This is a genomic window from Corallococcus exercitus (assembly GCF_042231735.1).
Classification (GTDB): Bacteria; Myxococcota; Myxococcia; order Myxococcales; family Myxococcaceae; genus Corallococcus; species Corallococcus exercitus_B.
This window is the reverse complement of record NZ_CP102577.1, coordinates 1,521,181-1,548,152: the sequence shown is the minus strand read 5'-3', so window position 1 is coordinate 1,548,152 and position 26,972 is coordinate 1,521,181. Positions and strand designations below refer to the sequence as shown.

The 26,972-nt window shown below is 67.2% G+C and carries 18 protein-coding genes and 1 riboswitch; of the genes, 10 read left to right on the top strand and 8 right to left on the bottom strand.

Annotated features, from left to right (window positions below):
- Nucleotides 1-52: 52 nt before the first annotated feature.
- On the top strand, nucleotides 53-1,057 hold the full coding sequence (moaA, locus tag NR792_RS05760) for a GTP 3',8-cyclase MoaA (protein ID WP_375759060.1): 1,005 nt from the start codon (nucleotides 53-55) through the stop codon (nucleotides 1,055-1,057).
- 3 nt (nucleotides 1,058-1,060) lie between these two features.
- On the opposite strand, the gene NR792_RS05755 is transcribed toward moaA, so the two are convergent.
- Together NR792_RS05755 and thiC are read right to left on the bottom strand one after the other, a co-directional pair.
- The gene (locus NR792_RS05755) at nucleotides 1,061-1,471 is read right to left on the bottom strand and encodes a DUF4870 domain-containing protein (RefSeq protein ID WP_375759059.1); all 411 of its coding nucleotides are present in this window, start codon (nucleotides 1,469-1,471) and stop codon (nucleotides 1,061-1,063) included.
- Between the two features lie 131 nt (nucleotides 1,472-1,602).
- The gene (thiC, locus tag NR792_RS05750) at nucleotides 1,603-3,474 is read right to left on the bottom strand and encodes a phosphomethylpyrimidine synthase ThiC (protein WP_375759058.1); all 1,872 of its coding nucleotides are present in this window, start codon (nucleotides 3,472-3,474) and stop codon (nucleotides 1,603-1,605) included.
- A 45-nt stretch (nucleotides 3,475-3,519) separates the two neighbouring features.
- A riboswitch (TPP riboswitch) is annotated at nucleotides 3,520-3,632 on the bottom strand.
- Nucleotides 3,633-4,521: 889 nt separating this feature from the next.
- On the opposite strand from thiC, the gene NR792_RS05745 reads away from it, so the two are divergent.
- Nucleotides 4,522-9,996 carry an RHS repeat-associated core domain-containing protein gene (locus NR792_RS05745; RefSeq protein WP_375759057.1) on the top strand — a complete coding sequence of 1,825 codons (5,475 nt, stop codon included), beginning with the start codon at nucleotides 4,522-4,524 and terminating at the stop codon, nucleotides 9,994-9,996.
- 395 nt (nucleotides 9,997-10,391) lie between these two features.
- Nucleotides 10,392-10,961 (top strand): HEAT repeat domain-containing protein, encoded by a 570-nt coding sequence (locus NR792_RS05740; protein WP_375759056.1) that lies wholly within the window; start codon nucleotides 10,392-10,394, stop codon nucleotides 10,959-10,961.
- Here NR792_RS05740 and NR792_RS05735 read toward each other — a convergent pair.
- Complete coding sequence (locus tag NR792_RS05735) at nucleotides 10,921-11,145, bottom strand: hypothetical protein (RefSeq protein WP_375759055.1); 225 nt, start codon at nucleotides 11,143-11,145, stop codon at nucleotides 10,921-10,923. The two genes, NR792_RS05740 and NR792_RS05735, sit on opposite strands and share 41 nt — an antisense overlap.
- A gap of 252 nt (nucleotides 11,146-11,397) precedes the next feature.
- Here NR792_RS05735 and NR792_RS05730 point away from each other — a divergent pair, with 252 nt between their 5' ends.
- The 3 genes from NR792_RS05730 to NR792_RS05720 are packed head-to-tail and all read left to right on the top strand — an operon-like array spanning nucleotide 11,398 to nucleotide 14,391.
- Nucleotides 11,398-12,258, top strand: a complete 861-nt coding sequence (locus tag NR792_RS05730; protein ID WP_375759054.1) for a hypothetical protein — start codon at nucleotides 11,398-11,400, stop codon at nucleotides 12,256-12,258.
- Nucleotides 12,259-12,291: 33 nt separating this feature from the next.
- Complete coding sequence (locus NR792_RS05725; protein WP_375759053.1) at nucleotides 12,292-13,155, top strand: hypothetical protein; 864 nt, start codon at nucleotides 12,292-12,294, stop codon at nucleotides 13,153-13,155.
- Between the two features lie 54 nt (nucleotides 13,156-13,209).
- Entirely contained in the window at nucleotides 13,210-14,391 is a 1,182-nt protein-coding gene (locus NR792_RS05720; protein ID WP_375759052.1) for a Kelch repeat-containing protein, read from the top strand.
- Between the two features lie 15 nt (nucleotides 14,392-14,406).
- On the opposite strand, the gene NR792_RS05715 is transcribed toward NR792_RS05720, so the two are convergent.
- Nucleotides 14,407-15,303: a hypothetical protein gene (locus NR792_RS05715; RefSeq protein ID WP_375759051.1), complete on the bottom strand. Its 897-nt coding sequence runs from the start codon at nucleotides 15,301-15,303 to the stop codon at nucleotides 14,407-14,409.
- Between the two features lie 442 nt (nucleotides 15,304-15,745).
- On the opposite strand from NR792_RS05715, the gene NR792_RS05710 reads away from it, so the two are divergent.
- The 3 genes from NR792_RS05710 to NR792_RS05700 are packed head-to-tail and all read left to right on the top strand — an operon-like array spanning nucleotide 15,746 to nucleotide 22,006.
- Nucleotides 15,746-16,003: a hypothetical protein gene (locus NR792_RS05710; protein WP_375759050.1), complete on the top strand. Its 258-nt coding sequence runs from the start codon at nucleotides 15,746-15,748 to the stop codon at nucleotides 16,001-16,003.
- 36 nt (nucleotides 16,004-16,039) lie between these two features.
- Entirely contained in the window at nucleotides 16,040-21,721 is a 5,682-nt protein-coding gene (locus NR792_RS05705) for an RHS repeat-associated core domain-containing protein (RefSeq protein ID WP_375759049.1), read from the top strand.
- 6 nt (nucleotides 21,722-21,727) lie between these two features.
- On the top strand, nucleotides 21,728-22,006 hold the full coding sequence (locus NR792_RS05700; RefSeq protein WP_375759048.1) for a hypothetical protein: 279 nt from the start codon (nucleotides 21,728-21,730) through the stop codon (nucleotides 22,004-22,006).
- A gap of 49 nt (nucleotides 22,007-22,055) precedes the next feature.
- Here the strand turns inward: NR792_RS05700 and NR792_RS05695 are convergent, their stop codons facing one another.
- From NR792_RS05695 to NR792_RS05685, 3 genes are read right to left on the bottom strand one after another with little or no spacing between them, the layout of a single operon-like run.
- Nucleotides 22,056-24,323, bottom strand: coding sequence for a molybdopterin cofactor-binding domain-containing protein (locus NR792_RS05695; protein ID WP_375759047.1), 2,268 nt, complete (start codon nucleotides 24,321-24,323; stop codon nucleotides 22,056-22,058).
- Nucleotides 24,324-24,334: 11 nt separating this feature from the next.
- Nucleotides 24,335-24,796: a (2Fe-2S)-binding protein gene (locus NR792_RS05690; protein ID WP_375759046.1), complete on the bottom strand. Its 462-nt coding sequence runs from the start codon at nucleotides 24,794-24,796 to the stop codon at nucleotides 24,335-24,337.
- Nucleotides 24,793-25,464 carry an Isoquinoline 1-oxidoreductase subunit gene (locus NR792_RS05685; protein WP_375759045.1) on the bottom strand — a complete coding sequence of 224 codons (672 nt, stop codon included), beginning with the start codon at nucleotides 25,462-25,464 and terminating at the stop codon, nucleotides 24,793-24,795. The genes NR792_RS05690 and NR792_RS05685 overlap by 4 nt, the downstream gene beginning before the upstream one ends.
- Nucleotides 25,465-25,817: 353 nt before the next feature.
- Between NR792_RS05685 and NR792_RS05680 the strand changes: the two genes are divergently transcribed.
- Nucleotides 25,818-26,183: a hypothetical protein gene (locus NR792_RS05680; protein ID WP_375759044.1), complete on the top strand. Its 366-nt coding sequence runs from the start codon at nucleotides 25,818-25,820 to the stop codon at nucleotides 26,181-26,183.
- A 1-nt stretch (nucleotide 26,184) separates the two neighbouring features.
- Here the strand turns inward: NR792_RS05680 and NR792_RS05675 are convergent, their stop codons facing one another.
- Nucleotides 26,185-26,895, bottom strand: coding sequence for a siderophore-interacting protein (locus NR792_RS05675; protein WP_375759043.1), 711 nt, complete (start codon nucleotides 26,893-26,895; stop codon nucleotides 26,185-26,187).
- Nucleotides 26,896-26,972 lie beyond the last annotated feature (77 nt).

Here is a 26,972-nt window from a genome sequence, read left to right as displayed (position 1 = left end):
GCGGTGTCTTTCCCCGGCCGGGTTGCTATCCATGAAGGCGGAAGGCCCCGCGATGACCGCTCCCCTGCCCGCTTCGAATCCGCTCGCCCCGCCGCTGTGTGACGCCCAGGGGCGGCGCATGACGTACCTGCGGCTGAGCGTCACGGACCGCTGCAACTTCCGTTGCACCTACTGCTCGCCCGCGTCGTGGGGCGGGAAGAAGGACCTGCTGGACGCAGGGGAGTTCGAGCGCATCGTCTCCGTCTTCGCGCGCATGGGCATCCGCCGTGTGCGCCTGACGGGCGGAGAACCGCTCGCCCGGCCGGACATCCTGGAGATTGCCCAGCGCATCGCCGCGGTGTCCGGCGTGGAGCACCTGGCCATCACCACCAACGCCAGCCGCCTGGAGTCCCTGGCCGTGCCGCTGCGCGACGCGGGCGTCACCCAGCTCAACCTGAGCCTGGACACGCTGTCCGCGGACGTGTTCCGGCGCATCTCCAAGCAGGGTGACTTCGCGGCGGTGCTGCGCGGCATCGACGCGGCGGCGGGCGCGGGCTTCCAGTCGCTGAAGCTCAACGTCGTGGTCATGCGCGGCGTCAATGACGTGGAGGTGCCGGAGCTGGTGACGTACGCGCACGCGCGCGGCATCACCCCGCGCTTCATCGAGCTGATGCCCTTTGGCCAGGGCACGCCGGTGCCCACGGCGGAGCTGCTGGAGCGCCTGGCGGCTTCAGGCCGCGTCCTCACCGAGGAGCCGCCGGAGAACGCCGCGTCGCCCACGTCCGGCCCCGCGCGCTACTGGCGCACGGAGGGTGGTCGCGTGGGGTTCATCTCCCCGCTGACGCAGAACTTCTGCGGCGGCTGCAACCGGGTGCGGGTGGCGTCCAACGGCGACCTGCGCAGCTGCCTGGGCGGCCGGGCGCAGGCGCCGCTGCATCAGCTCATCCGGGGCGGCGCGACGGACGCGGAGCTGGCCATGGCCGTGCGCCGCGCGCTGGGGGAGAAGCCGGAGGGGCACCGCTTCACGGAGGCCGGAAACGGCGCCACGCTCCTGCCCATGATGGGCATTGGCGGCTGACGGCTACTTCACCAGCCGCAGGTTCACGGGGTAGCGGTACAGCTGGCCCTCGTTCGCCTTGATGCCGCCAATGACGCTGAACACCAGCGACGCCAGCGCGACGATGGGCACCAGGATGAAGCCCACGCCCACGCACATCAGGATGCCGGAGACGAACATCGCGATGAGCGTGGTGATCTGGAAGTTGAGCGACTCCACCGCGTTGCCGCGGACGAAGGACGACTCCTTGCCCTTGGTCAGCATCAGGAACAGCGGCACCGCCCAGCCCAGGAAGCCCGCGCCCACCACCAGGCCGGCGATGGCGCCCAGATGGGACAGCATCCCCATCACCTTCTCATCCTGGGTCGCCGTGGGCGAGCCGGTGATGAACGAGCCGAACTGCTGATCCTCACGCTGCTGGGGGTCCATGTCCATGAGAGCCCTTCCGGGAAGTCTGGGGGCGCGACGGGTGCGCCCGGATGGGGTGCAACATGGCATGCCGTGTCGGTGCCTGTCATCCAGTGGACAGGGGCCACGCCTGGAGGCCCCTGCCCGCTGGCCGGCTCTCAGCGGTACAGCGCGTGGCCCGCCTTCTTGAATTCCTCGCTCTTCTCCTTCATCCCCTGCTCCAGCGCCTGGGCCTCGTTGACGCCGACCTTGTCCGCGTAGTCGCGCACGTCCTGGGTGATCTTCATGGAGCAGAAGTGCGGGCCGCACATGGAGCAGAAGTGCGCGACCTTGGCGCCCTCGGCCGGAAGCGTCTCATCGTGGAAGGAACGGGCGCGCTCGGGGTCCAGGGACAGGTTGAACTGATCCTCCCAGCGGAACTCGAAGCGCGCCTTGGACAGGGCGTTGTCGCGGGCCTGCGCGCCCGGGTGGCCCTTGGCGAGGTCCGCGGCGTGGGCGGCGATCTTGTACGTGATGACGCCTTCCTTCACGTCATCGCGGTCGGGCAGGCCCAGGTGCTCCTTGGGCGTCACGTAGCAGAGCATCGCCGTGCCGAACCAGCCGATCATCGCCGCGCCAATGCCGCTGGTGAAGTGGTCATAGCCGGGCGCGATGTCCGTGGTGAGGGGCCCCAGCGTGTAGAACGGCGCCTCGTGGCACACGGCGAGCTGCTTCGTCATGTTCTCCTGGATGAGGTGCATGGGGACGTGACCGGGGCCTTCGATCATCGTCTGCACGTCATGCTTCCAGGCGATCTTCGTGAGCTCGCCCAGCGTCTCCAGCTCGCCGAACTGCGCGGCGTCGTTGGCGTCCGCGATGGAGCCGGGGCGCAGGCCGTCCCCCAGGCTGAAGCTGACGTCATACGCCTTCATGATCTCGCAGATCTCCTCGAAGTGCGTGTAGAGGAAGTTCTCCTGGTGGTGGGCGAGGCACCACTTGGCGAGGATGGAGCCGCCCCGGCTGACGATGCCGGTGAGGCGCTTCGCGGTGAGCGGGACGTACTGGAGGCGCACGCCGGCGTGGATGGTGAAGTAGTCCACGCCCTGCTCGGCCTGCTCGATGAGGGTGTCGCGGAAGATGGCCCAGGTGAGCTCCTCCGCCTTGCCGCCCACCTTCTCCAGCGCCTGGTAGATGGGCACGGTGCCGATGGGCACGGGCGCGTTGCGGAGGATCCACTCGCGCGTCTCGTGGATGTTGCGGCCGGTGGACAGGTCCATGACGGTGTCCGCGCCCCAGCGGATGGACCAGACCATCTTCTCCACCTCCTCCTCGATGGAGGACGTGACGGCGGAGTTGCCGATGTTGGCGTTGATCTTCACCAGGAAGTTGCGGCCGATGATCATCGGCTCCACCTCCGGGTGGTTGATGTTGGCCGGGATGATGGCGCGGCCGCGGGCAATCTCGTCGCGCACGAACTCCGGAGTAATCACGCGAGGAATCGCGGCGCCCCAGGAGTGGCCGGGGTGCTGGGCGGCGAGTGAAGCGTCGAGCTTCTGGTTCTCACGCACGGCGACGTATTCCATCTCCGGCGTGATGATGCCCCTGCGGGCGTAGTGCATCTGGCTGACGTTGGCGCCGGCCTTCGCGACACGAGGCTTGCGGATGTGGCCGAAGCGCAGGCCATTGAGGCGCGGGTCGGCTTCGCGGGCGCGGCCGTACTCGGAGGTGATGCCATCCAGCTCGTCGGTGTCGTTGCGGGCGCGGATCCAGTTCTCACGGACGGCGGGCAGGCCCCGGCGCAGGTCGATGTCCGCGGCGGGGTCGGTGTAGGGGCCGCTGGAGTCGTAGACGTAGACAGGCGGGTTGGGGGTTTCCGGGCCGGCGTGGCCGTGGTGACGCGTGGGCGTCTGGGTGATTTCGCGCAGGGGGACGCGGAGGTCCGGGTGCAGGGACCCGGACGCGTAGACCTTGCGCGAGGCGGGAAGCGGGCCGCGGCTGATTCCTTCCAGCACCTTCCCATCGACCTTGAGGCTCTTGGACGCTCCACTCATCGGACGGCTCCTCGTGAGAACGGACGGGAGACGGGACGGGGGCCTGGAGCACCCACACCGCTTCCCTCCGCCGGTACTAACCGGTTCAGGTTCAAAGGGATCGGAAGCGGCCACGCCTCCGTCTCAGCCCCCTTCCGGAGGCACCCCTAGCGACTGCGGAGCGGTGTAGCGCAGGGGGAAGTCCGCTTCAACCCGGGCAGCCTTGAGCCTGGAGACAGTGGACGCACGATGGCCCTGCGGGGAGGGCCGGCGAGGGGCAGCCCTTTCCATTGTCAATTTCAGACGTCACGGCTCGGGCTTCATCCAAAACAACTTGCACTCCAGGCGCTTTTGCCAGGCGCACCCGAGTGTTCTCTTGACAACTCTTGAGAGGTTCATGTTTAGGACTCGGGAATAGGAGAAGTCCGACATGAAGCTACGCGTAGGGAGCGGTCGTGCCTGGGGAATGCTCGCCCTGCTCTCGTTGGTGGGGTGCAGTGAGGGGGGAAAGCCGCAAGCAGGTGCAGCGCGAGCAGCACCGCCAATCCTGACGGAGCACCGCGTCCGCGAGAACGGCACCGGGCAGCGCGCCCTGGGTGAGGATTGCACCAGCGGCTCCCATTCGGATTGCGCGTCGGGCCTCTGCCTGCACGCAGCGGTCCAAGGTCCTGCTCGCGCGGACTCCGGCTACATCTGCAGTCGCACGTGCCAGAAGCGGACGGACTGTCCCGCGAACTGGCAATGCCAGCAATTGCTCCCGACCGCGCCGGAACGCCTGTGCATTCCGCCAAAGGGTTGATCCAAGCAACAGATTCGCAACGACAGCATTTCAAACAACGACCAACCACTTACTCCACTTAGTCCTCTTCAAGATACGGACTCACAGGCATGCTGCCAATAGCTCGACTCGCCTTTTTCATCACCCTGCTAGCGCTTGCGCCGAAAGTCGCCCTGGCCCAGAACTCGTGCACCGGCTGGACTGCGGCAACCTGTAGCAACGGAGTTGTTACTCAATGCCGCTGCGATGGCAAACCGGGCCTGGGTATTCCGGGGTCACTCATCAACCCCGTGGACCCGATCTATCACGCGCCCACGCAATCATGGCTTGCTGTCTGCTGGACCTATGGGTACACGTCGTGTCCTGCGAACCTCGCGCAGTCTACTTGTAACGACGCTTGCTTCACGCCGCCCCCGGAGTGCTCGGATGGCAAGTGTGCCTGCGGCATCAACGGCGAGATCCAGCCATCCATTGGCGATCCGGTGAATGCTCTCACTGGAGAAACCATCAATATCGAGACTGACCTGGAGCTGACCAACAGTGTCGCGCCGCTGAAGCTGACGCGCCACTTCACCTCGTCAGTCAAGACCTGGGCGCAAGAAAACCTGGTCGGGCAGGTGCCAAAACCCTTCGGCGCCAGTGCCGCCAACTCCAACTCCTTGAACTGGTGGCACGAGTACTACAGCTTCATCCGTCTCGGTTCCACGTCATGGGTCGTGGTCAAGGGAACGGGATCCGTGACCCGTTTCACCCCCTGCACGGGCGCGACGTGTACGGCAACGCCTTCCGGTGGCTCCGCCAACAAGCGCGAACGGCTGCAGCGCATCTCCACGGGCTTCGTGCTGACGGAAGCAGGCGGTCGTAAGTCCTATTTCGAAGCGAAGCACATCCAGGCGGGAGGAACCCTGGAGCGCTACTTCCTCAGCCGGATCGTGTCTCCGAGTGGCGTGGAGGAGGCAACCCTGAGCTACGCGGATCCCCCGGGCCTCTCCTGCCCCCCTGGAAACACGGGGACCGCGGTTGGCGTGCCCTACCTTGCCTCTGTCAGCAGCTCCTCCAATGCATTGGATTTCCAGTACACCAACCTCACCCCGACGTCCGGTGCCCCCGAGTGCGTATTGCGCAGCGTGACCCGGCGCGGAGAATCCACGCCCGCGGTGACGTACTCCTACACGCTGGACTCTGGAAGCGTGGAGCGTCCCGGCCAACTGGCGCAGGCCGCGCTGTCCGGCCGTACGATCACGTACAGCTACACATCCAACGCGTTCACCTCGTCGGTGTACTCAACGATCGGCAACCTGCTGATCACGAAGCATGACTACGCCACCGATGGAACTGTTTCCGCTTCGACCACGGGAAACGAGCAACTGACCTTGGGCGCCCTGACGGCATCCACCTGCGTGGCCGGAAGCAACTGCTGTGGCGTGCAACCGCAGAAGCGCACTGTCTACGACGCCGCTGCTGGCCGCGGGGACGGAGTCACCGGGAGCACGGGCTACAACCGGACTTATGAGATCCTCGCGGATACGACCCAATCCGCGACCCCCCGCCTCTACCAGACAACGGATGCCTGCACCGTCGCCAATGCCTGCAGCGCGGGAACGGAGCGCTACGAGTGGGCCTGTGCGGCAGGTGGACTGCCTGCCTACGAAAAGGCCCGAAAGAACAAGCGCGACTTCTGGGAGGTCTACACCTACGCCGCGCCGGCTGCGGGCACGGGCGTCCCTGCCTCGGTGTTGGAGAAGACAGGGATCAAGCGCGGCGCTCAGGACATGACGGGCACGGGAGCGCTGGAGGAGAAGGCCTTCGCATACACCTACGGGCCCAACGGCGAGCAGCTCCTCGCATCCGAGGAGCGCCCAAGTGTCTTGGGCGCGGCTGGCCAGAAGGCGCGTATCTTCCACCGCTATGACACCACTGGACGCAAGTCCGCCACAATCCAGTCCGGATGGACGCGAGTCTTCGACTCGGCGACCGGAACCTGGATCAGCCAGCAGCGCTGGATTGGCACCTTCTTCCTGACGACGCGCACCGGAGAAAGTACGCCCGACAGCCTGGGTCGAACCGTGGAAGAGCACGGCCCATGTTTTGTCACCGGCGAGGCCGCGACGGACTGCCCCTCCGGAAGCATCTTCCCCATCACGCAGACCTTCTATTGGGCGGCGACAGAGACGACGCCCCGGCGCAACCAGCGCCAGAAGGAAGCCCGTTATCCGGCGGGTCTCACCAGCGTTCCGGTGGAAACGTTCTTCAACGCCTATGACGCCAGCGGACACGTCACCGAAACGGTGGATGCCAACGGAGTCACGACCCTCTACACCTATTTCGCGAGCGGCAAGGTGTCCTCGCAGACGGTTCGGCTTGCCGGGCAGCCAGATGCGGTGACCAGCTACGGGTATGACGGCGCTGGCCACCTGACCTCCGTCAGGCATCCCGAAGGGAACTACGAACTCTTCTGCTATGGCACGGCGCTCATCGATTATTGCGCGGGCCCTCTCTCCGACAAGCTTCAGTGGAAGGCGAAGTCGTCCAACGTGATGGGGACCGGCTGGGCGGAGAAGGTCACCTACACGTATTGGCCGGATGGCACCCTGAAAGAGGAGAGCTACAAGGACATCTCCAGTGTTGTGCGCAAGGTCATGTCCTACGCCGCGGATGCCCATCAGCGCCCCTCCTGGAAGATGGTAGGAAATGGCGTGGGCAACTACAGGGCAATGGTCAAGAGTTACGACGGCAGCAACAACATCACAGGCGTAGGCAATGGCTTCAACATCGCTCCAGCCTGGTGCGCGGCGGGAGCCGATGGCCAGCCGACATCCGACCAGTGTTCCGCCATGCAGTACGACCGCGCGGACCGCCTCCAGCGCATCGACGAGCACCCCCTGTCGGGCGTCACGACGCGCACCTGCGTGAAGCACGACGCGCACGGGAATGTCACCAGCGTGGACTCGGGACTCTCCGCCACGGTGGATTGCGCGACGGCAGTCCCCTCCGCCAATGCTTCACGCTACCAGTTTGACGACTTCGGACATGCGGTTGAGGTCGCCCTCGCGAGCATGGGAAGTGGAAGCACCGCGGGCATCACCCGCTTCGCGTACGATGCTGCTGGCAATCTCGTGGTGAAGCAGACCCCTGCGATGGCCGCCGCTCACGCTCGGGATCATCTTGCATCCAGCTTCGATGCCATGGGCCGACTCGTGGCCACCGTCCACAACTCGCCGCTGGTCTCCGGTGGCGCGGAGGGGCTCTTCTCCCAGGGGTATGACGTCTCAGCCAGCATCGACGCGTCGTGCGGCACGTTGTCCAACACACGCGGCAGGCTTCTCTACAAGGACGACTCCTTCGGTCGCACCTGGTTCAGCTACGACGCCCAGGGCCGTAAGCTCAGGGAGGTGCGCCTGCGCGCTGGCACCACCACCTGTAATCCTGGAACGCCCTTCCAGAATCCCCATACTGCCTACACCTATACGCCCAACGGCAATCTGAAGCAGGTGACGTATCCGTACGGCCGAACGGTCACGTACAACTACGGCACCGGCGCTCTCACCGACCGCGTTGAAAGCGTCTATGTCTGGCGGTACAGCGGCGGAGGTGTCTCCACCAACGAGCCACTGGTTTCGCAGATCGCCTGGGAACCCTACGGCGGGCTGCGAGGATACCGCACCCACTATGTGATGACGGGCGCGACCGGCAGTGTCGAATACGCTCGCGGCGGAGATGCCTCTGCGGCGGCGACCTGCGCGACAACCATGCCCAGTGCCGCCACCGGCGACAAGACCGGCCGCATCCGTGCGCTCTGGGTCTCCACCCTCGCGGCGAACGCGGAGTTTGTTCCGGGCAGCGGGAACGGCAGCGTATTGAAGCAGTTCTACTCGTGGCAGGCCGACCAGCTCGTGGATAGCTATTCCTGCCTCCTGGGTGCGACTTCGGCACGAACCGAGCACTACAGCCAGGACTGGATGCTGCGCCTCACGGGAGCCACGGGCACACTCACGACCGAAGGAGGCGCCTACACCTCGCGCTCATTTGGTTATGACAGCCGGAGCAACCGCACCACGGAGGCTGGCGAAGCCAATTCCTGGGCCCTGACCTACACCAACACGGGCCATCCGGATCAACTGGTCTCGCGCAGCTCCACCCAGACGGACGCCCAGCTTGGCCATTCATACACCTACGACGCGGATGGACGCGCATCCAAGAAATCCTGGCATCCCGTGGATTCACAAGGAAATGCCTTTCACCTCGACTTCACCTCAGGCCCTTCATCCAATGGTGGTTCGGAGACCGTCTTCAAGACGGTCAGCGTCAATGGCCTGACGTACAATTACTTCTATGACTCCCAGGGACAACGTCGACTGAAGGACTATCCCACGGGCATCAAGGATGAGTATTTCTACAACCAGTCGCAGGGGCTGATTGTAGACCAAGGCAACGCCTCCTCGCTGGCCTCGACTTCACACCCGGTGGATGAGTACGTCTGGTTGGATGGCAAGCCCATCGCGGTCCTGCGCGGGAAGCTGGACGCGTCATGGCAGCATCTTTCTGACGGCACCACGGACTGCGCTCGCGATGGCCAGGGGGCCGCTTGCGGCTTCTACCACCTCGTTACTGACTACCAGGGCAAGCCAGTGCTTACGTTGGACGACAGCGGCCGCGTCGCCGGCACTGGCGAGTACGACGCCTTTGGCCACGTCAACCGGGTCAGCGTCGACATCGAAACGCCTCATCCCTACACCGTATCGACCTCCGGTCCTTTCGGTACGGTCATGAAGCAGCCCACCATCGCGGGCACCAGCCTTCAGCAGCGCGTCCTCTTCGACAGCTCGGACCTTTGGAGTGATTTCGAAGCATGTACGGACGAAGCCAGCCAGGGCCGGGATGACACCATTACCATTCGCGACGAAGCCACCAGCACTGCGCTGGCGACCCGGGTGCCCTGGCAACCGGGACGAGCCTTCACCCCCTGGTTCACCCCAAGCACGTCTGGCGTCCGTGCTGTGCTCAACAACACGGGATTCTCGGCCTGCTTCCGCAGCGGCTCTACCTGCGCCTGCTCAGCCCTCCCGCGCACGAAGGAGGAGCAAGGCGCGGTCATCTCCGCCTACGAGTACCGCCGCTTCCAGACGGGCGCCGCCCCTTTCTGGACGCCCCTGCGCTTCCCCGGCCAGTACCACGACGCCGAAACCGACCTCTTCGAGAACTGGAATCGTTATTACGATCCGAGCATCGGCCGGTATCTCCAGCCTGAACCGCTCTTGTTGGATCCGCAGTCGATTCTCGTATACGCAGCCGAAGGACGCAGCCTCGCTCCCTATGCCTACGCGCTAAACAACCCCACAGGCTTCGTGGACCCTACCGGCAAGAACCCGGGAATCATTGTCGTGGGCGTGGGCGTGGGCATTGGCGAGGCACTGGTTTCTGCAGGCGTCATCACCGCGGGCGTCTACTGCATCGGCACCCAATGCCTGGGCGATCTCAACGCGCTGCTCAAGTCGCGCTGGGAGAAGGCAAAGGAAGCAATTCGGGATATCTGCCAGAAGCCCAGGGACAAGTGGTATGCATGCGCGGCAGCCTGCCAGGGCAACGGCGCCCGGAGCGGAGCTGACTACCTCGTCGGCTGGTCAAACCAGAATTGCGCAGATGCAACCCGAAGGGCGAAAGTCACGGCGGAGGATGCCGGCCAGAAATATGGAAGGCACTGCCTCTGCTTTGACACCGACGGATTCAATGGGGAGGGCAAGAAGTGCGAGAACCACGCGCGCTGACCCCGGCTCCATGCGCACAGAGCACGACGGTGTCTTCCGGCGCCAGGCCGTGCAGATAGAACAGCGACAGGGATGAATCACAGCCAGTAGAACACGAGCGAGGAACCCGGCGGCGCGCCTGTCTCAGCGCGCCGCCACTCGCCGAGCACGCTTGAGAGGGCCCCAGGTCGCAGGCAAAGGCGGCCCGGCCCTTGGCTTCAAGGCAGTACATTTCGATTCTGGCAGTGCCAGAAAGCCATCCTCCACCGTCCCTCCGCTCAACAGTTCTCCGCGTCAGGCGGCCTCACCATTCCGCTTTGCCCCTGGCGTTGCCATGAACTGAAATGGAAATTGCGGCCTTCCATGGTTTCAGCCAGCTGAGTAAACTGGAGCCACCTCCCGGATAGGACTCGGTAATGGATGAAGGCAAGCCACTCTCCCAAGATGAGCGTGAATCAACACTCAAGGCAATCTCAGGAGATGACCCGGATGCAATGATCAAGGCAGCCCGCCTGCTTGCGTACGAAGAGTCAACAACGCCTCAACTGCTCGAACTCCTCAAGCACGAGCGCCGCGCCGAAACGAGGCAAGCCATCCTCTATGCCTTGGCTTGGCATACAAACCAGTCATTGTGCGAACTCATGGCCGGCATTCTCTCAGACCCGCGGGAAGCTCCCAGCGTGCGTGGTCAGGCCGCGGAGGGTATCGCGTACATGATCCGTGAAATCCCAACGGATTCCGAGAAGTTCAAGATTGCAGTCGGGGCACTGGTCGCTGCATTGAAGGACCCATCCCCCGAGGTTCGTTACTGTTCGATTTTCGCCTTGGGTTCAACGCGCCATCAACCTCTTATTCCAGTCCTCGAAGGGCTTCTTGGAGATCACACCGAAGTGCCCGGATGGGTCGGCACCATTGGCAGTGAAGCCGCCAATGCGATCGAAAGGATCAGCCCCGACTACATGAAGCAGAAGAAGGACAGCCCCTGACCATGGCCATCATCAGGAGCCAGATGCGCACGTCACCGAAGAAGCCCATCACGTAGGCCATCGCCGGGAAGGCCACCACGACCAGCGCCGCGCCCCGCGCCAGCCAGCCGTCAACGGGGCCGACCTTGTGCTGGATGTTCAGGAAGGGGCCGGAGATGGACCAGTCGTGAGTGCCACAACGCATCCGCCCCACGTTAAAGCCCTTGTGACGGCGGTGAAAGGCGCCGGGTGCCTGCCGGGCAACGTGAACAACACCGCCTGTCGCTCCGGAAGCAACATTCGGAAGAGGCCATCCCCTCTCCTCCCTCTGGGAGCGCGCTGGTACGCCTGTTGAAATGAGTCACTCCATCCACGGGTCGCGGCGGTAGCGGCGCGTCGTGGCAGGGGGAGCCCCTCGGAGGGCACTTCCTTCACTTCTGTGAATGGAGGCAGGACCATGCAGCGCAACAAAGGGCGAGTCTTCTCGCGCACGGGCACCATTGTCGTGACCCTGGGGCTGATGTCCGGCTCCATGGCGGTCGCGCAGGACAAGCCCACTTCGGAAAAGCCGTCTGACATTCCTCCCAGCCGCGTCATCGCCGGCCGGGTCCTGCACGCGCCTCCGAAGCTGGATGCGGCGGATGCTCGCAAGAGCGTCAATGCCTTCATCACCTGGGCCGGTGAGTCCGTGGTGGAAGAGCAGAACGACGCGCGCCGGGCGCTGGTGTCCGCCGCGAAGAACCCGGACCTCATCAAGGCCTTCATGGAGGAGATCCTCGCGGCCCAGAAGTCCGGGGACACCAGCCGCGCGCTCGTCGGCCTGGGGCTGCTCGGGGAGATGAGGACCTACGACGGCGCGAAGTTCCTCGTGGAGTTCGTTCGCCGGCCCCTGCCCACCAAGGGCACCGTCATCGAAGGCGAGCTCCAGGAAGAGGCCCAGCAGGCGCGCCTGCAGGCCAAGGCCATCGCGGGCGTCGCCTACCTGCGCGATCCGGAGTTCGACCGCGAGGTGATGAACCAGGCCGGCAACCATCCCTCCGTCATCGTCCGCGCGGAGGCCATCAGCGCCTTCCTGTGGAATCGCGGGGACTCGCTGGAGGCTCGCAAGGAGCTGGAGCCGTTCGTCCGCAAGGAGGAGCGCCGGTTCCTGGACCGCGTCCGGCGCGTCAGCGGCGAAGGCGCGGAGTCGTTCAACCGCAAGCTCACCGCCTACCTGAAGGCCCACCCCGAAGTGCAGGCGCCGAACCCCGAGCGGAAGGAGCCGCGCCCGCCCGAGGAGAAGCCCAACACCTTCGACGTGACCCCTCCGAAGTTCTGACCTTCCCTCACGACCTGAGGAGCGAGAACGCCCATGAATCTCAAGCAAGGCATTGCGCTGATGTCGTCCGTCCTGGCCTTTGGCCTGGCCACCGAGGCCGGCGCCGTCTGCACCCAGACGACCGCGAGCAACGCGGACCGGGCCCTGTGGAACACCCACGGCTGCTGGCAGGACTTCTTCCTCTGGCAGTACCAGGCCTACGGCCTGCGCTCCGGGGACTGGAGCAACCGCGGCTGGAATGACGCCTGCAACGTCAACCTGGAGTTCCCCAAGCACTGGAACGCGTCCTACCTGCTGACGTACGGCATGCTGGACAACTGGGACCAGTCCTTCCATGGCACCGAGGACTACCGGGCCACGGCGGAGGCGCGCAGCAGCAACTTCCACGACAGCCTGTATCACAGCATCACCGACCGCACGGACGTCTTCGGGACCTTCACCCCCCGGTTCTGGCCGTGGGACACGGACCGCGTGGAGACCGCGTGCCCGCTCTACAACCCGAACGTCAGCAACTCCAACCCGGGCTCGCGCGCGGGTGACTACATGCACGAGGGCTGGCACGCCTACTTCGACAAGTACAACTTCGACAACGGCAACACGGGCGGCCACCGGCCCGGTCCGCAGGGCGCGTGCACCATCAACGGCTGCGACTACTTCTACTTCCACGGCATCTCCAAGTATGTCTTTGGCGCCATGTGGGAGAACAATGGCACCGCCAGCCGGTTCCACTCGCCCAACCAGGTGCAGGTGGAGTTCCTGTGCGACGTGGCGGACCAGTCGCAGTGGTGGATCCCGCTGAGCGTGCGCCAGACTGCCGCCGCGGATGCCAACGGCCGCGCCGCGTCTCGCTTCATCAACGGTCCGGGCTACACCTGCGGCAGCCCCCGTCCCTGGTAGCAGGAGGAATCCCCGATGGCGCATTCGAAGCGTGACGCAGTGAAGCCGTTTCGGATGCGCCTGGGTTCAGGCCTGTTCCTCCTCGCCCTGGTCTGCTGCTCGAGTCCACGGAAGGCCGGGGTGGAGGAACAGGGCACCTGGGAGCTCCTACCCACGGGCGCGGGCCCTGGCACGGGGCTCCAGGTGGCGACGGTGTTCGACGGCCAGGACGTCCTGCTCTGGGGCGGGCTGGGCGGCTGCACCGTCAACGGGGTCTGCGCGGACGGGGCCCGGTTCAACGTGGCGTCCCGGATCTGGACGCCGCTGTCGTCCCAGGGGGCTCCCGCCGCGCGCACCCTGCACACGGCGGTGTGGACCGGCCAGCGGATGCTCGTCTGGGGCGGCGTCGGCTGCGGTGAGCGCCCCCAGACGCCTTGCGGCGACGGGGCGGCCTACTCACCGTCCACCAACTCCTGGAGCGCGCTTCCGGCCCAAGGCGCGCCCTCCGCTCGCGGCTGGCACTCGGCGGCCTGGACGGGACGGTGGATGCTGGTGTGGGGCGGCGAGGAGCCCCAGCAGGCGCGCGTGCTGGGCGATGGGGCCCGGTACGACGTGGAGGCCGGCGCCTGGACGCCCATGTCCGGCGCCGGGGCCCCCGTGGCCCGCCGCTACCACTCCACGGTGTGGACGGGGCAGGCGCTGATGGTCTGGGGCGGCAGTGGCGGAGCCTCCGTGGACGTGGCCCTGAGCGATGGCGCGGCGTACTCCCCCGAGACGGACTCCTGGCGTCCGCTGTCTTCCCAGGGGGCTCCCCAGGCCCGCTGGGCGCACACGGCGGTGTGGACCGGGACGAAGATGATCGTCTGGGGCGGGCTGGGCTGTGGCAGCGACGGGCAGGACCTGCCTCGCTACTGCGAAGGGGGCGCCGCGTATGATCCGGTGCTCGATACCTGGTCGCCCCTGTCCGACAAGGACGCGCCCTCCCCCCGCACCGGCCATTCCGCGGTGTGGACCGGGACGAAGATGATTGTCTGGGGTGGCGCCTCGTCGAAGTGTGGCTCCGGTGGCGCCTGCTCGGACGGAGCGGCTTACGACCCCGCCTCGAATACGTGGACCCCGCTGAGCCCCCAGGGCGCTCCTACCGCGCGGTCGGGGCACTCGGGCGTGTGGACGGGGAACGCCCTCTTCATCTGGGGAGGGATGGGCGGCGGCGGCTCGGAGGTCGCGTTGTCGGATGGCGCCCTGTTCGTGCCGTGAACGCGGGGTGAGCCATCAGTCCATCGGCAGCTCCGGACCGCGCGCCAGGGGCTTGACGTCCCGGGGCCCCACCTCCACCACCGACACCTGATCGCAACCCTCGTAACAGACGGGACGCGTCAGCGCGAACAGGCGGCCATCCAGCTCCAGCAGCACCGAGGCCCGCTCGCCGGAAATGTCTTTCTCGTCGACATGGACCTCCTGTTCCACGCGCAGCACCTGGAGCTTTTCCGGAGTGCCTACCACCCACGCTTGAACCCAGACATACGCGGCGCAGGGAGTCTTTGTCGAAACCATGCGACGGGTGATGCGGACATGGCACACCTGCGGGCGCTCCGCCGTCCCTCGTGCGCACCCCATCATCTGATACGGGCTCGCGAAGAGTTCCCGGGTGGAGGTAACGTCTTCCTTCCAGCTCCCTGCCCCCTCGCAGCTGGAGTCGGACACCTTTTGCAACCGCTGGCCCAGCTCCTCCCCTGAGGGGAAGGCCGCGAGCACCTTGCGCGTGAGCGCGTCCCGGAGCGGGCCTTCGGGCGGCGTCGTGAAGGTCCGTGCCCGGTCATCCTTCGGGCTCAGCGAGACCGCGTACCACACGGCATCCTTGAGCTCGTCCCGGATCCGGGTGCCTGGCAAGGCGTCGCCCCAAGCAAGCTGGAAGGGCTTCACGGCGGCATCCGTCCGCAGGGCAGCGCGCCCCAGGTCCGAGCCATCCGGCTTCGTCACGACGAAGGCGGACCAGGTGGTGGGGCCCTTCTCGCGCAGTGCCGCTTCCGTGGACAGGGCCCTCCACTGCCCGGCCTTGAACTCGAGCACGGGCACGAGCATGGGCCCGTCCTTCTCCGTTCCGCCCGCCTGGGCCACCAGTACGGAGGCACCGCCAGCCTTCACGGCGGGGGGTGGCTCGGCGGCCACGGGTGCGGCACACATCAAGGCAAGGGCGAGCAAGGGCATTCTCATGCCCACAGGAACTGCAACCGACGGGCCGGTGCAAGTGCGGCTCCCCGGCCACGCCGCGACAGCCTTCCGGGGCGATCCGGCGGGTGCACTGCATCCGGGGCAATTCAGACGTGATGGCTCTGGCACAGACCCCATCCCAGACAGTCTGCACTGCGCGGAACTTTTCATGCACTCCAGAGTGTCAGCTTGACAATATCTGACGGGATCAGGTTTAGGGCTTCGAGAATAGGAGAAGTCCGACATGAGGGTGTGCGTTGGGGGAAGTCGTTTCTGGGGGATTCTGGCCCTGCTGTCCCTGGCAGGGTGTAGCGAGAGCGGGACCTCGCGCGAGAGCGCACCGGCGGCTTCGGCCCCTGTATTGACGGAGCACCGGCCCCAGGGGAATGGGACGGGACGGATGGCCTTGGGAGAGGACTGCACCCAGGGCTCGCATTCGGATTGCGCGTCCGGGCTGTGCCTGCACGCAGCACCGGGCGGCGCCGCCCGCGCGGAAGCGGGCTACTTCTGCAGCCGTACCTGCGAGAAGCCCACGGACTGCCCCGTGGACTGGCGCTGCCAGCAACTGCTGCCCACCACCCCGGAGCGTCTGTGCGTGCCGCCTTCCACCTGGAAGGCCGCCGCCGCTGCTCCTCGGGCTCCCGAAACCCACCGCTGACACCTCGCGGCCTCTCTTCCAGGAAAACCCCTGATCATGTCTTCTTTCTTCAAGCCTCTGGCCTTGCTGGCCGTGATGCTGGTGTGTCTGCCCGGCGTCAGTCACGCGCAAGACGCGTGCGTCAACAACCTCTATATCTATTGCGATGCCGGCAAGCAGGTGCAGTGCACCTGCGACGGCAGCATGCGTTGCAATGGCAATGCGGATTGCTCGGACGACCCCTTCTGCAATCCTGTCAACCCGACCTTTCCCGAGAACGGCGCCTCGTGCTGCAAGAGCACGTGGGATTGTGCCGCGCCGCCCCAGCCCTGCGAGGACGGCAACTGCCGCTGCGGACCAGAAGGCGAGCGCCTGCCGACGGCGGGAGACCCCGTCAACGTCGCCACGGGTGAGAGCATCCTCGTGGAGACCGACGTGCAGCTGGGCAGCGCCACGGGCGCCCTGACCCTGCGCCGCTTCTACACGTCCGACCCCGCTGCCTGGTCCTACACCGGCAATGTCGTCGGCAACATCACCAAGCCCTTCGGTGGCAGCCTCAACAACCAGTCCTCGCTCAACTGGTCGCACGAGTACTACAGCTTCGTGCACCTGACGTCCTCGCGCTGGACGGTTGTCCGGGGCAATGGCTCTCAGTCCCACTTCACCCCCTGCACTGGCACCTCGTGCTGGGCCACCGCCTCCACCAACTCCAGCAGCAGGCGCGAGCGGCTGCAGAAGACAGCCAATGGCTTCACGCTGGTGGAAGTCGGCGGCCGCAAGCTCGTCTTCGAGGCCAAGCACCTGGAGTCCGTCGGAGGCCAGACGCGCTACTTCCTCAGCCGCATCGTCTCCCCCAAGGGTGTTGCGCTGGCCACGCTGGCTTATGCCGCCCCTTCCGGCATGGTGTGCCCGGGCGGCGCGACGGGCAGCGACACGGGCGTCCCCTACCTGGCCTCCGTCACCGGCGCTTCCGGTGCCATGGACTTCCAGTACGTCCTCCTCCACCTGCCCTACCCCTACGGCAGCTCGCACTGCGTACTTCGCAGCGTCACGCGCCGGGGTGAGTCCTCGCCCGCCGTCACCTACGCCTACCAGCAGGAGGGCAGCGCTGAAGTCACCGGGCAGATTGTCTCCGCCACCACGCCCAGCACCGTGCGCACGTACACCTTCACCAACAGCGCGCTGCAAGTCTCCACCGGCAGCATGCTCGTCATGACGCACACCTACTCGCTGGACTGGCAGGGCCGCTCCACCGGCAAGGTGACGTCGGTGACGGGCGCCGGAGAGCAGCTGGCACTGGGCACCTCGCAGAGCACTACCTGCCAGCCGGGCAGCAACTGCTGTGGCGTCGCCCCCAGCAAGCGCGACCTCACCAACAGCAACGCCGGCCGGGGTGACGGCACCAGCGGCGCGGCGGGTTTCACCCAGTCCTTCGAGACGCTCTCCAATCCCAGCCTGGGCACCGGTCCCCGCCTCTACCGGACGGTGGATTCCTGCACCGTCGCGGGTGCGTGCAGCCCCGGCAACGAGCGCAACGAGTGGGAGTGCGCCACCAGCACCTCCCCCGGCTTCCTCAAGGCCAAGAAGGACAAGCGCGAATTCTGGGAGGTCTACTCCTACGCCGCCCCGTCGAACACCAGCGTGCCGTCCTCGCTGCTGGAGAAGACAAGCATCAAGCGCGGCGCCCAGGACATGACAGGCACTGGCGCACTGGAGGAGGAAACCTTCAGCTACACCTACGGCCTCAATGGCGAGCAGCTGCTGGCCTCCTCGGAGAAGGCCAGCGTCCTCGGCGCGTCCGGCCAGAAGGCCCGCACCTTCAACCGCTACGACTCCACCGGCCGCCTCTCGGCTACCATCCAGTCCGGTTGGACGCGCGTCTTCGACGCCGCCTCCGGCACCTGGAGCAGCCAGCAGCGCTGGGTGGGCACCTTCTTCCTGACGACGCGTACGGGTGAGACCACGGCGGATCCCTTTGGCCGGACCCTTGAGCAGCATGGTCCCTGCTTCGTCTCCAGCGAGGCCGCCACGGATTGCACTACCGGCACCGTGTTCCCCGTGACGCGCAACTACTACTGGGCAGATACGGAGACGACGCCCCGACGCAACCAGTTGAAGAAGATGGCCAAATACCCGGCGGGCCTCACCAGCACGCCCATCGAGACATTCTTCAACGCCTACGACGCCAGCGGGCACGTCACGGAGATGGTCGACGCGAACGGCGTCACCTTCCTCTCCACCTACCAGAGCAACCACCTGCTGACGCGGACCGTGCGGGTCACGGGACAGCCGGACGTGGTGACCAGCTACGGTTACGACTCCGCAGGCAACCAGACGTACGTGCAACTGCCGGAGGGCAACTACGACGTCTCCTGCTACCGCCAGGGGACGACGTCCGGCTGCACTGGCGGCACCCTCACCGACAAGCTGCAGTGGAAGGCGAAGTCCTCCACCGCGACCGCGGCCACCTGGTCCGAGAAGGTGGCGTACACCTACTGGCCGGATGGCACGGTGAACGAGGAGCGCTACCTCGACGCCTCCGGCAACACGCGCAAGGTGCTCTCCTATGCCGCGGACGCCCACCGCCGTCCCACCTGGACGAAGACGGGTTCCGGCACGGGCAGCTTCGTCGCCACGAAGAGCTACGACGCCGCCAACAACCTCACGGGCGAAGGCAAGCCCTTCAACGCGCCTCCCGCCTGGTGTGCCGTCGGCACGGATGGCCAGCCCACTTCCGCGGCCTGCAATGCCATGCAGTACGACGGCGCCAACCGGCTCCAGCGCATTGACGAGCACCCGACGGGCAGCACCACCACGCGCACGTGCCTCAAGCACGACGCGCACGGCAACGTCATCAGCGTGGACACGGGCCTTGCCGCGACGACGAACTGCGCGACGGCGACGCCTTCCGCCAATGCCTCGCGCTACCAGTACGACGACTTCGGCAACGTGGTGGACGCGACGCTTGCTGCAACCGGCAGTGGCAGCACCGCGGGCACCACCCGCTTCGCCTATGACGCCCAGGGCAACTCCGTGGTGAAGCAGACGCCCGCCATGGCCTCGGCCCACGTCCGGGACCACCTGGACTCTGCTTATGACGCCATGGGCCGGCAGCTCTCCGTCTCCCACGTCTCACCGCTGGTCTCCGGCGGCGCGGAGACGCTCTACGCGCAGGGCTACGACGCCTCAGTGAGCCCCGATGCCTCCTGCGGTACCCTGGCCAATACGCTGGGCCGCGTGCGCTACCTGGACGACTCCTTCGGCCGCACCTGGTTCAGCTACGACGCCTGGGGCCGCAAGGTGAAGGAGGTGCGCCTGCGCACGGGCACCACCACCTGCACCGGCATGCCCTTCCAGAATCCTCACACCCTCTACGCCTACAGCCTCAATGGCAACCTCACCCAGGTGACGCACCCCTACGGCCGCGTCGTCACCTACACCTATGGCACCGGCGCCCTCACCGACCGCGTTCAGAGCGTCTCCGTCTCGAAGTACTCCAGCAGCGCCCCCACCACGGAGGTGCTGCTCTCCCAGGTGGCCTGGGAACCCTACGGCGGCGTGCGTGGCTACCGCACCCACTACGCGTCGGCGGGTACTACCGGCAGCGTCGAATACGCCCTGGGCGACAACGCCTCCGCCGCGCCTTCCTCCTGCCCCACCGCCATTCCCAGCGTTGGGACGGGAGACGCCACGGGCCGCGTGCGTGCCCTCTGGGTGTCCACGCTTGCCTCGGGCACCCACTTCACCCCGGGCAGCGGCAACGGCGGCGTCCTCAAGCAGGTGTACACGTGGCAGGCGGATCAGCTTGTCCGCTCCGACTCGTGCCTGCTGGGCGCCTCCTCGCCCCTCACCGAAACCTACGGCTACGACGGCCTGCTGCGCCTGACGTCCGCTACCGGCACCCTCTCCACCACCGGCGGCCCCTTCACCTCGCGCACCTTCGGCTACGACGCCCGCGGCAACCGCACCTCCGAGTCCGGCGAGGCCAACACCTGGGCCCTGGCCTACTCCAGCACCGGCCACCCGGACCGGCTCGTCTCCCGCGACTCCACCCAGACGGGCGCCACCCTCGGCCACTCCTTCACCTACGACGCCGACGGCCGTGTCTCCCAGAAGCTCTGGCGCCCCGCCGACGCTCTCGGCAACGCCTTTCACCTCGACTTCACCTCCGGCCCGTCTTCCAACGGCGGTGCGGACACCGTCTTCAAGGCTGTCAGCGTCAATGGCCTGACGTTCAACTACTTCTACGACGCCCAGGGCCGGCGCCGCCTCAAGGACTACCCCACCGGCATCAAGGACGAGTACTTCTACAACGCGTCCCAGGGCCTGCTGGTGGACCAGGGCAATGCCACTGCCTTCACCTCCGCCACCCACCCGGTGGACGAGTACGTCTGGCTGGACGGCCGCCCTGTCGCCGTCCTTCGCGGCAAGCTGGATGCCTCCTGGGCCCACCTCTCCGACGCCACCACCGACTGCGCTCGCGATGGCCAGGCCGCCGCCTGCGGCACCTACCACCTCGTCACCGACTACCTCGGCAAGCCCGTCCTCATGCTGGATGGCCAGGGCCGCGTCACCGGCACCGGCGAGTATGACGCCTTCGGCCACGTCAACCGCGTCAGCGTCGACATCGAAACCCCGCACCCCTACAAGGTGGCCACCACCACCTTCGGCGGCGTGATGAAGCAGCCCGCCGTTACCGGCACCACCCTCCAGCAGCGCGTCCTCTTCGACGGGCTCGACCTCTGGAATGAGTCCGAGCAGTGCACCGCCGGCTCCGCCGACCGCAGTGACTCCGTCGCCATTCGCGACGAGGCCTCCAGCACCGACTTGACGACGCGCAGTGCCTGGGACGACGGTCGCGGCTGGACGGCCTGGGTGACCCCCGGCGCTTCCGGTGTCCGCGCCGCCATCATCAACTCCGGCATCGCCTCCTGCACCCCAGGCCAATCGTGTAATGATTTGTTCTGCCACAACGTCTGCAACTGCACGACCACCGGATTCCCCCAGGGGTCCAAGAAGGAAGAGGGCGCCGTCATCTCCGCCTACGAGTACCGCCGCTTCCAGACGGGCGCTTCCCCCTTCTGGACGCCCCTTCGCTTCCCCGGCCAGTACCACGACGCCGAAACCGACCTCTTCGAGAACTGGAACCGCTTCTACGACCCCAGTATCGGGCGGTACCTGCAGCCGGAGCCGCTGTTGCACAGCCCCAAGTACATGCTGGATATGGCCAAGGCCAGCATGGCTGTACCGGCATACTCCTATGCCGTGAACAATCCTCTCGCGTTCATCGACAGCAACGGCCTGAAGGTCGTGGGAACGGCGGACCGTAACGACTGGTGGAATATCTTGCAGGACGTGCTGTGGGATCTGAGCGCCAGCAGTGAGGTCCACAACTGGTTCATGGAATGCTTCGGATCAGATCCCTTCACGGATTCGCTTGAACACAACGTTCACGCGGCCAAGAACGACTGGTGGTGCAAGCTCGTCGGCGGAAAGGCCGTCACGAACGGCTTCACTGGCGAGACCACGCTCTGCCCGGGATCGAACTTCGAGCGTCCGCCAGCAGGGCCGCCAGGAACGCAGCGGAAGGCGATCGCCTCGACGGTCATGCACGAGCTGGCCCACCAGATGGGGCCGGTGAAGACGAACGACGCGCAAACCTACTGTGGCGGGTCAGGCCCTGTCGGGGCTTGCTCCGCTGAAGCCGCGGGGCAGATTGGCCGAGACGCGGTCCACTGAGCGAACATGAGCGCCAAAGTCCTGCCAACTGAGAGACAGTGCTTGGTAACAGGCTTCACGGCGCTTGGGCTGTCCACGGCGGCGTACCTGATCTTCATGCTCAGGTACGCCGCCGGTGCCCGAACGGGCCTCGGCTTGTGGGCGACGCTCGTCTACGCGCTGCTCGGGGTAGCAGCGGTCTGCGCTGTCTACGCGGCAGTGCGTCACCGCTCCAATCCAGCGCTCGCCCTGCTCGTCGGATGCGGAATCGCATTGGCGGTGTTCGTCTTCTTCAGCGCGTCCTGACTCCGCGGAACGGCAGCAGCCAATCGGATTCTTGGCTGCTCCTCCGTGATCACACCTTCACGGTCTTCACCAACGGCAGCTCGCGCACGCGGGTCCCCGTGAGCGCGAACACGGCGTTGGCGAGGGCCGGGGCCACGGGGGGCACTCCGGGCTCTCCAATGCCTCCCGGGCGGCCGTCGCTGGGAATGATGTCGACGTGGATCTTCCGGGGCGTCTCCGCGATGCGGGCCAGGCGGTAGTCGCGGAAGTTGCTCTCCACCACGGCGCCGTCCTTCATGGTGATGGCGCCGTAGAGCCCCAGGCTCAGGCCGAACACCACCGCGCCCTCCATCTGCGCCCGGACGCGCTCCATGTTCACGATGGTGCCCGCGTCCGCGACGATCCACGCCTCGTCCACCCGGATGCGCTCGTCCGCGTCCTTCACCACCGACACCACCACCGCCACGTACGTCAGGAAGCTGCGGTGCGCCGCCAGCCCCAGCGCCCGCCCCTGCTGCTTGCGCTCGTCCCAGCGCGCCAGGCCCGTCACCCGCTCAATCACGCGCCTGAGCCGCGCCGTGTCCACCGGGTGCTCTTCAATCGACTGGCCGTAGTTCGGCACCTTCGCCACGCCCAGGTCCTTGGGCGTCACGATGCGCGAGGGCCCCAGCACCTCCAGCAACGTGTCACGCGGATCCGTGCCGCGCGCGTGCGCCAGCTCGTCGATGAAGCTCTGCACCGCGAACGCGTGGTAGATGTTCGCCACGGACCGCAGCCAGCCGATGCGCGTGTGCGCCCGCGCCTCGCAGTTCTCCATCCGGACGTCGGGGATGGCCAGCGGCAGGTCCAGGATGCCCTGCCCCATCTCCCCGTCGCCCGCGAACGTCGCGTCCGCGAACGTGGAGCCGATGGGCGGGAACGCGATGCGCTGGTGCCACGCCACCACCTTGCCGTTCGCGTCCAGGCCTGCCTCCAGCCGCTGCGCGCTGGTGGAGTGGTAGTAGTCGTGGCGCACGTCGTCCTCGCGCGTCCACTGCAGGCGCACCGGCGCGCCCACCGCCTTCGCGACGAGCGCCGCCTCCACCACGTAGTCCGGCTTCGACTTGCGGCCGAACCCACCGCCCAAGAGCGTCACGTGCACCGTCACCTTCGACGGGTCGAGGCCCAGCGCCTTCGCCACCTCGCTGCGCGCGGCCTGCGGGTTCTGCGTCGTGGCCCAGACCTCGCAGGTGCCGTTCTCCACCTTCGCCACCGCCGCGGGCGGCTCCATGGGCGCGTGCGCCAGGTGCGGCGTGTTGTACGTGGCCTGCACCCGCTTCGCCGCCTTCGCCAGCGCGCCTTCCGCGTCGCCGACGTTGCGCACCACCTTGCCCGGCTTGCCAATCACCTCCAGCAACTGCTCGCGGTACGCCGCCGAGTCGTAGACGGCGTTGTCCCCGCCCTCCCACGTCACGTCCAGCACCTCGCGGCCCTTCATCGCCGCCCAGGTGTTGTCCGCCACCACCGCCACGCCTCCCAGCGGCTGGAAGAGGAAGGGCTTCTTCGCCGCCGGCAGCTCCACCACCTGCCGCACGCCCGGCACCGCCAGCGTCTTCGCCGCGTCGTAGCGGGCCACCCGGCCCCCGGCCACGGGCGGACGCGCGATGACCGCCGTGCGCATCCCCGGCAGCACCACGTCCGCGCCGAACACCGCCCGGCCCGTCACGATGTCCGGCCCGTCCAGGAGCGGCAGCTCCTTGCCCAGGTGCTTGAGCTCGCCGCGCGGCCGCAGCGTCACGGCCTCCTTCTTCGGGACCTTGAGCTTCGCCGCGTCACTGGCCAGCTCGCCGAAGCGGAGCGTCCGCTGCGTGCCCTTGTGGAACACCGCGTGGTCGCGCGCCTCGCACTCCGCGGGCGCCACCTTCCAGCGCTTCGCCGCCACCGCGACCAGCATCGTGCGCGCCGTCGCGCCCGCGTAGCGCAGGTCGTCGAAGATCTTCCGCACGCTGCTGGAGCCGTCCGTGTTCTGGTCGCCGTAGGCCTCGTCGCCGTCGCCCTGGACCACCTTCACGTGGGCCATGTCCGCGCCCAGCTCGTCCGCGATGAGCACCGGCAGCGAGCTGCGCACGCCCTGCCCCATCTCCGAGCGGTGACAGACGATGGTCACCACGCCATCCGGCGCCACGTGCACGAAGACGTTGGCCCGCAGGCCCTCCGTGGGCACCGCGGGCAGCGCCGTGGGCATGGGGGCGGCGTGCGCCCTGGCGGGGAGGATCACCTCCAGCCCCAGGCCCCCGGCCACGAGGCCCATTCCCGCGAGCACGGAGCGGCGCGACAGACGGATGCGCGTGTCTTGCATGGTGGGGGTCCTCACTCCGTCGGCAGTCCCGCCGCCTTCTTCACGGCGGTGCGGATGCGCGTGTACGTCCCGCAGCGGCAGAGGTTGCCCGCCAGTGATTGATCAATCTCCGCGTCGGTGGGCTTCGGCTTCTTCGCCAGCAGCGCCGCCGCGGTCATGATCTGCCCCGCCTGACAGAAGCCACACTGCGGCACCGCCAGATCCACCCAGGCCTTCTGCAACGGGTGCGAGCCGTCCGGCGACAGGCCTTCAATGGTCATCACCTCGCGGCCCTCCGCGCGGCGCACCGGCGTCACGCACGAGCGCACCGCCGCGCCGTCGATGTGCACCACGCACGCGCCGCACAGCGCCTGGCCGCAGCCGTACTTCGTCCCGTTCAACGTCAGCACGTCGCGCAGCGCCCAGAGCAGCGGCATCTCCGGATCCACGTCGAGCACGTGCTCGGTTCCATTCACTCGCAGACGGATGCTCACGGTCGGCTCTCCTCGCGCGGGCACTCCGCGCCGTCCTTCACCCACGCGGCCATCAAGGCCCCGAACTCCGCCTGCGTTCCCGGCGCCGGCACCCGGTCCGCTCCGGGCTTCCAGCCCCAGCCCACCAGCTCGTCATGCGCGGAGTGCTCGATCAGCTCCGCCAGGCTCTTGCCGCCGTTGCGCGCCGGGTCCTTCAGCTGTTCGCACAGCGAGCGCGGCGTGCGGCCCTCCCAGAACATCACCTTGGGCGCCAGGTGCCACTTGGGCGCGCCGGGGACCCGCGCCAGCTGCGCGTTGCGGTCCTGGTGGCAGGAGGTGCACTCCAGGCCGGGCACGCCGTTGTCCTCGGGGCCCCGGGCCACCGGCGGGTCGTGGACCTGGCTGTTCTCCCCCTGCAGGGGGCTGTCCCCCACGGGGTGGCAGTTGACGCAGCGCGGATGCAGCATCACCCGGCTCGCCTCCAGGAACAGCGCCCGCGAGCGCTCCTTCTTGTCGCCAATGCCCGCGAAGGCTGCCGGCGTCCGGAGCACCTGCGGATTCTCGGGCGGCGGCACCGCGGCGACATGCATCGCACGGCCTCCACATCCCGCGCCGAACAGGAGCGCCAGCGACATCCCCGCCGCACCCGCGCCCAGCACGACTCCCAGTGCTTTCGAGCGAAGCTTCATCGTGCCCCGTCCATCCCTTCGGCCAGAGGTGTCGCCCGGCCTCACGCGCAGCGCCACGAAGCCGGACGGGGCATGATGCCCGGGTCCAGCCCCTCGCGAGCGTGTCAAAAAGCCGAATGGCCCGTGAAGGAATTCTTCACAACGGTCCAGCCTGGGAGTGCACGGCGCCGTCACGCGGCGTGGGGGACGGCGGCCTTCGTGAAGGCCACCGTGCCTGAGTGACAGGGGGCATTGGCGCGATTGACGGATTGTCCTTTCGCAGGCCCCGGGGCTTCGCGCAAGTGCGCGGAATCCCGTGCACGAGGGGTTGGAACGCCGTGTGTATTGGGAAGCGCGCAAGGAGATAGCCCGCCATGCGCCAGAGCCCCGCGTCGTCCGTGTTCTCCCTCACCCGCCTCTTCGTCGAGCAGTGTGCCCGCTGGAGGCTGCGCGAGGAGGTCATCGCGTTCATCCTCGAGTTCGGCACTCCCGCCCGCGCGTGCGGTGCCACCCACCTCACCGTGCACGAGCGCGACCTGCCCGTGGCCCTTCGCGATTCGTCGCTGGCCCGGCAGGCGCGCGGGTGGATCCTCATCCTCAACGACGAGGACCGGCTCCTCACCTGCTACCGCCGCCAGGACGCCTCGCGGTTCCTGCGGCAGAAGTCCAAGCGCCGCCCCGCGGGCGTCACCCGGGGCCGCGACGACTTCCTGCGCGGCCTCCAGTTCGCTCCGGCCTGACTCAGTCCAGCCCCGCCTTGCCCACCGCCCAGTAGGCCTTCACCCTGGGCGTGGCGCTTTCGCCGTCGCCGCGCAGCCGCGAGCGCAGGGCCTGGATGGACTGCGCCCGGCCCGTCATCACCAGCGTCGCGCCGGGCTTCGCGCGCAGGGCTTCGCGCAGCCGCTCGTGGACCTGTGCCAGGTGCGCGTCCCCTGGCGTGCGCTCCACGTCCTGGCCCTCGAAGCCCAGCTCGCGCAGCGCGGGCGCGCAGTCCTCGCGGCGCGTCACCTCGAAGAGCGGCGTGACGTCCCGCTTCGCTCCGGTCCGCAACGCGTGCGCCACCGCGAAGGACGTTTCGTCACCGAAGAGGACCACCGGCGCGTCACCGGCCTCCAGCGCCACCGAGCGACGCGGCCCGAAGAACTGGACCGTGTCCCCGGCGCGCACGTCGCGTCCCCACCTCGCTCCCGGGCTGTCGCCGTGCAGGTACACGAGGAAGGCCGTGGCGCCGCGCGTTTCATCCCACGACAGCGGCGTGTACGTGCGCATGCCCAGCCCTGGCAGGAACACCTGCACCTTGTCGCCAGGGGTCCAGCCCTGCCCCCGCAGCGCCGGCCCTTCACAGTCAATCTGACGAAAGGCGCGCGACACCTCGCGCACCTGCGTCACCCGGGCGTCGGTGAAGAGGAAGCGGCCCAGCATGCCTCCCAGCATGGCCTTCGCGGATGCCATTGGAACCTCCGTTCAGGCGTTCATACGCCCCCCTTCCGGCGCTGGCTCGTGAAGTTGCGTGAAGTCATCCTCACCTT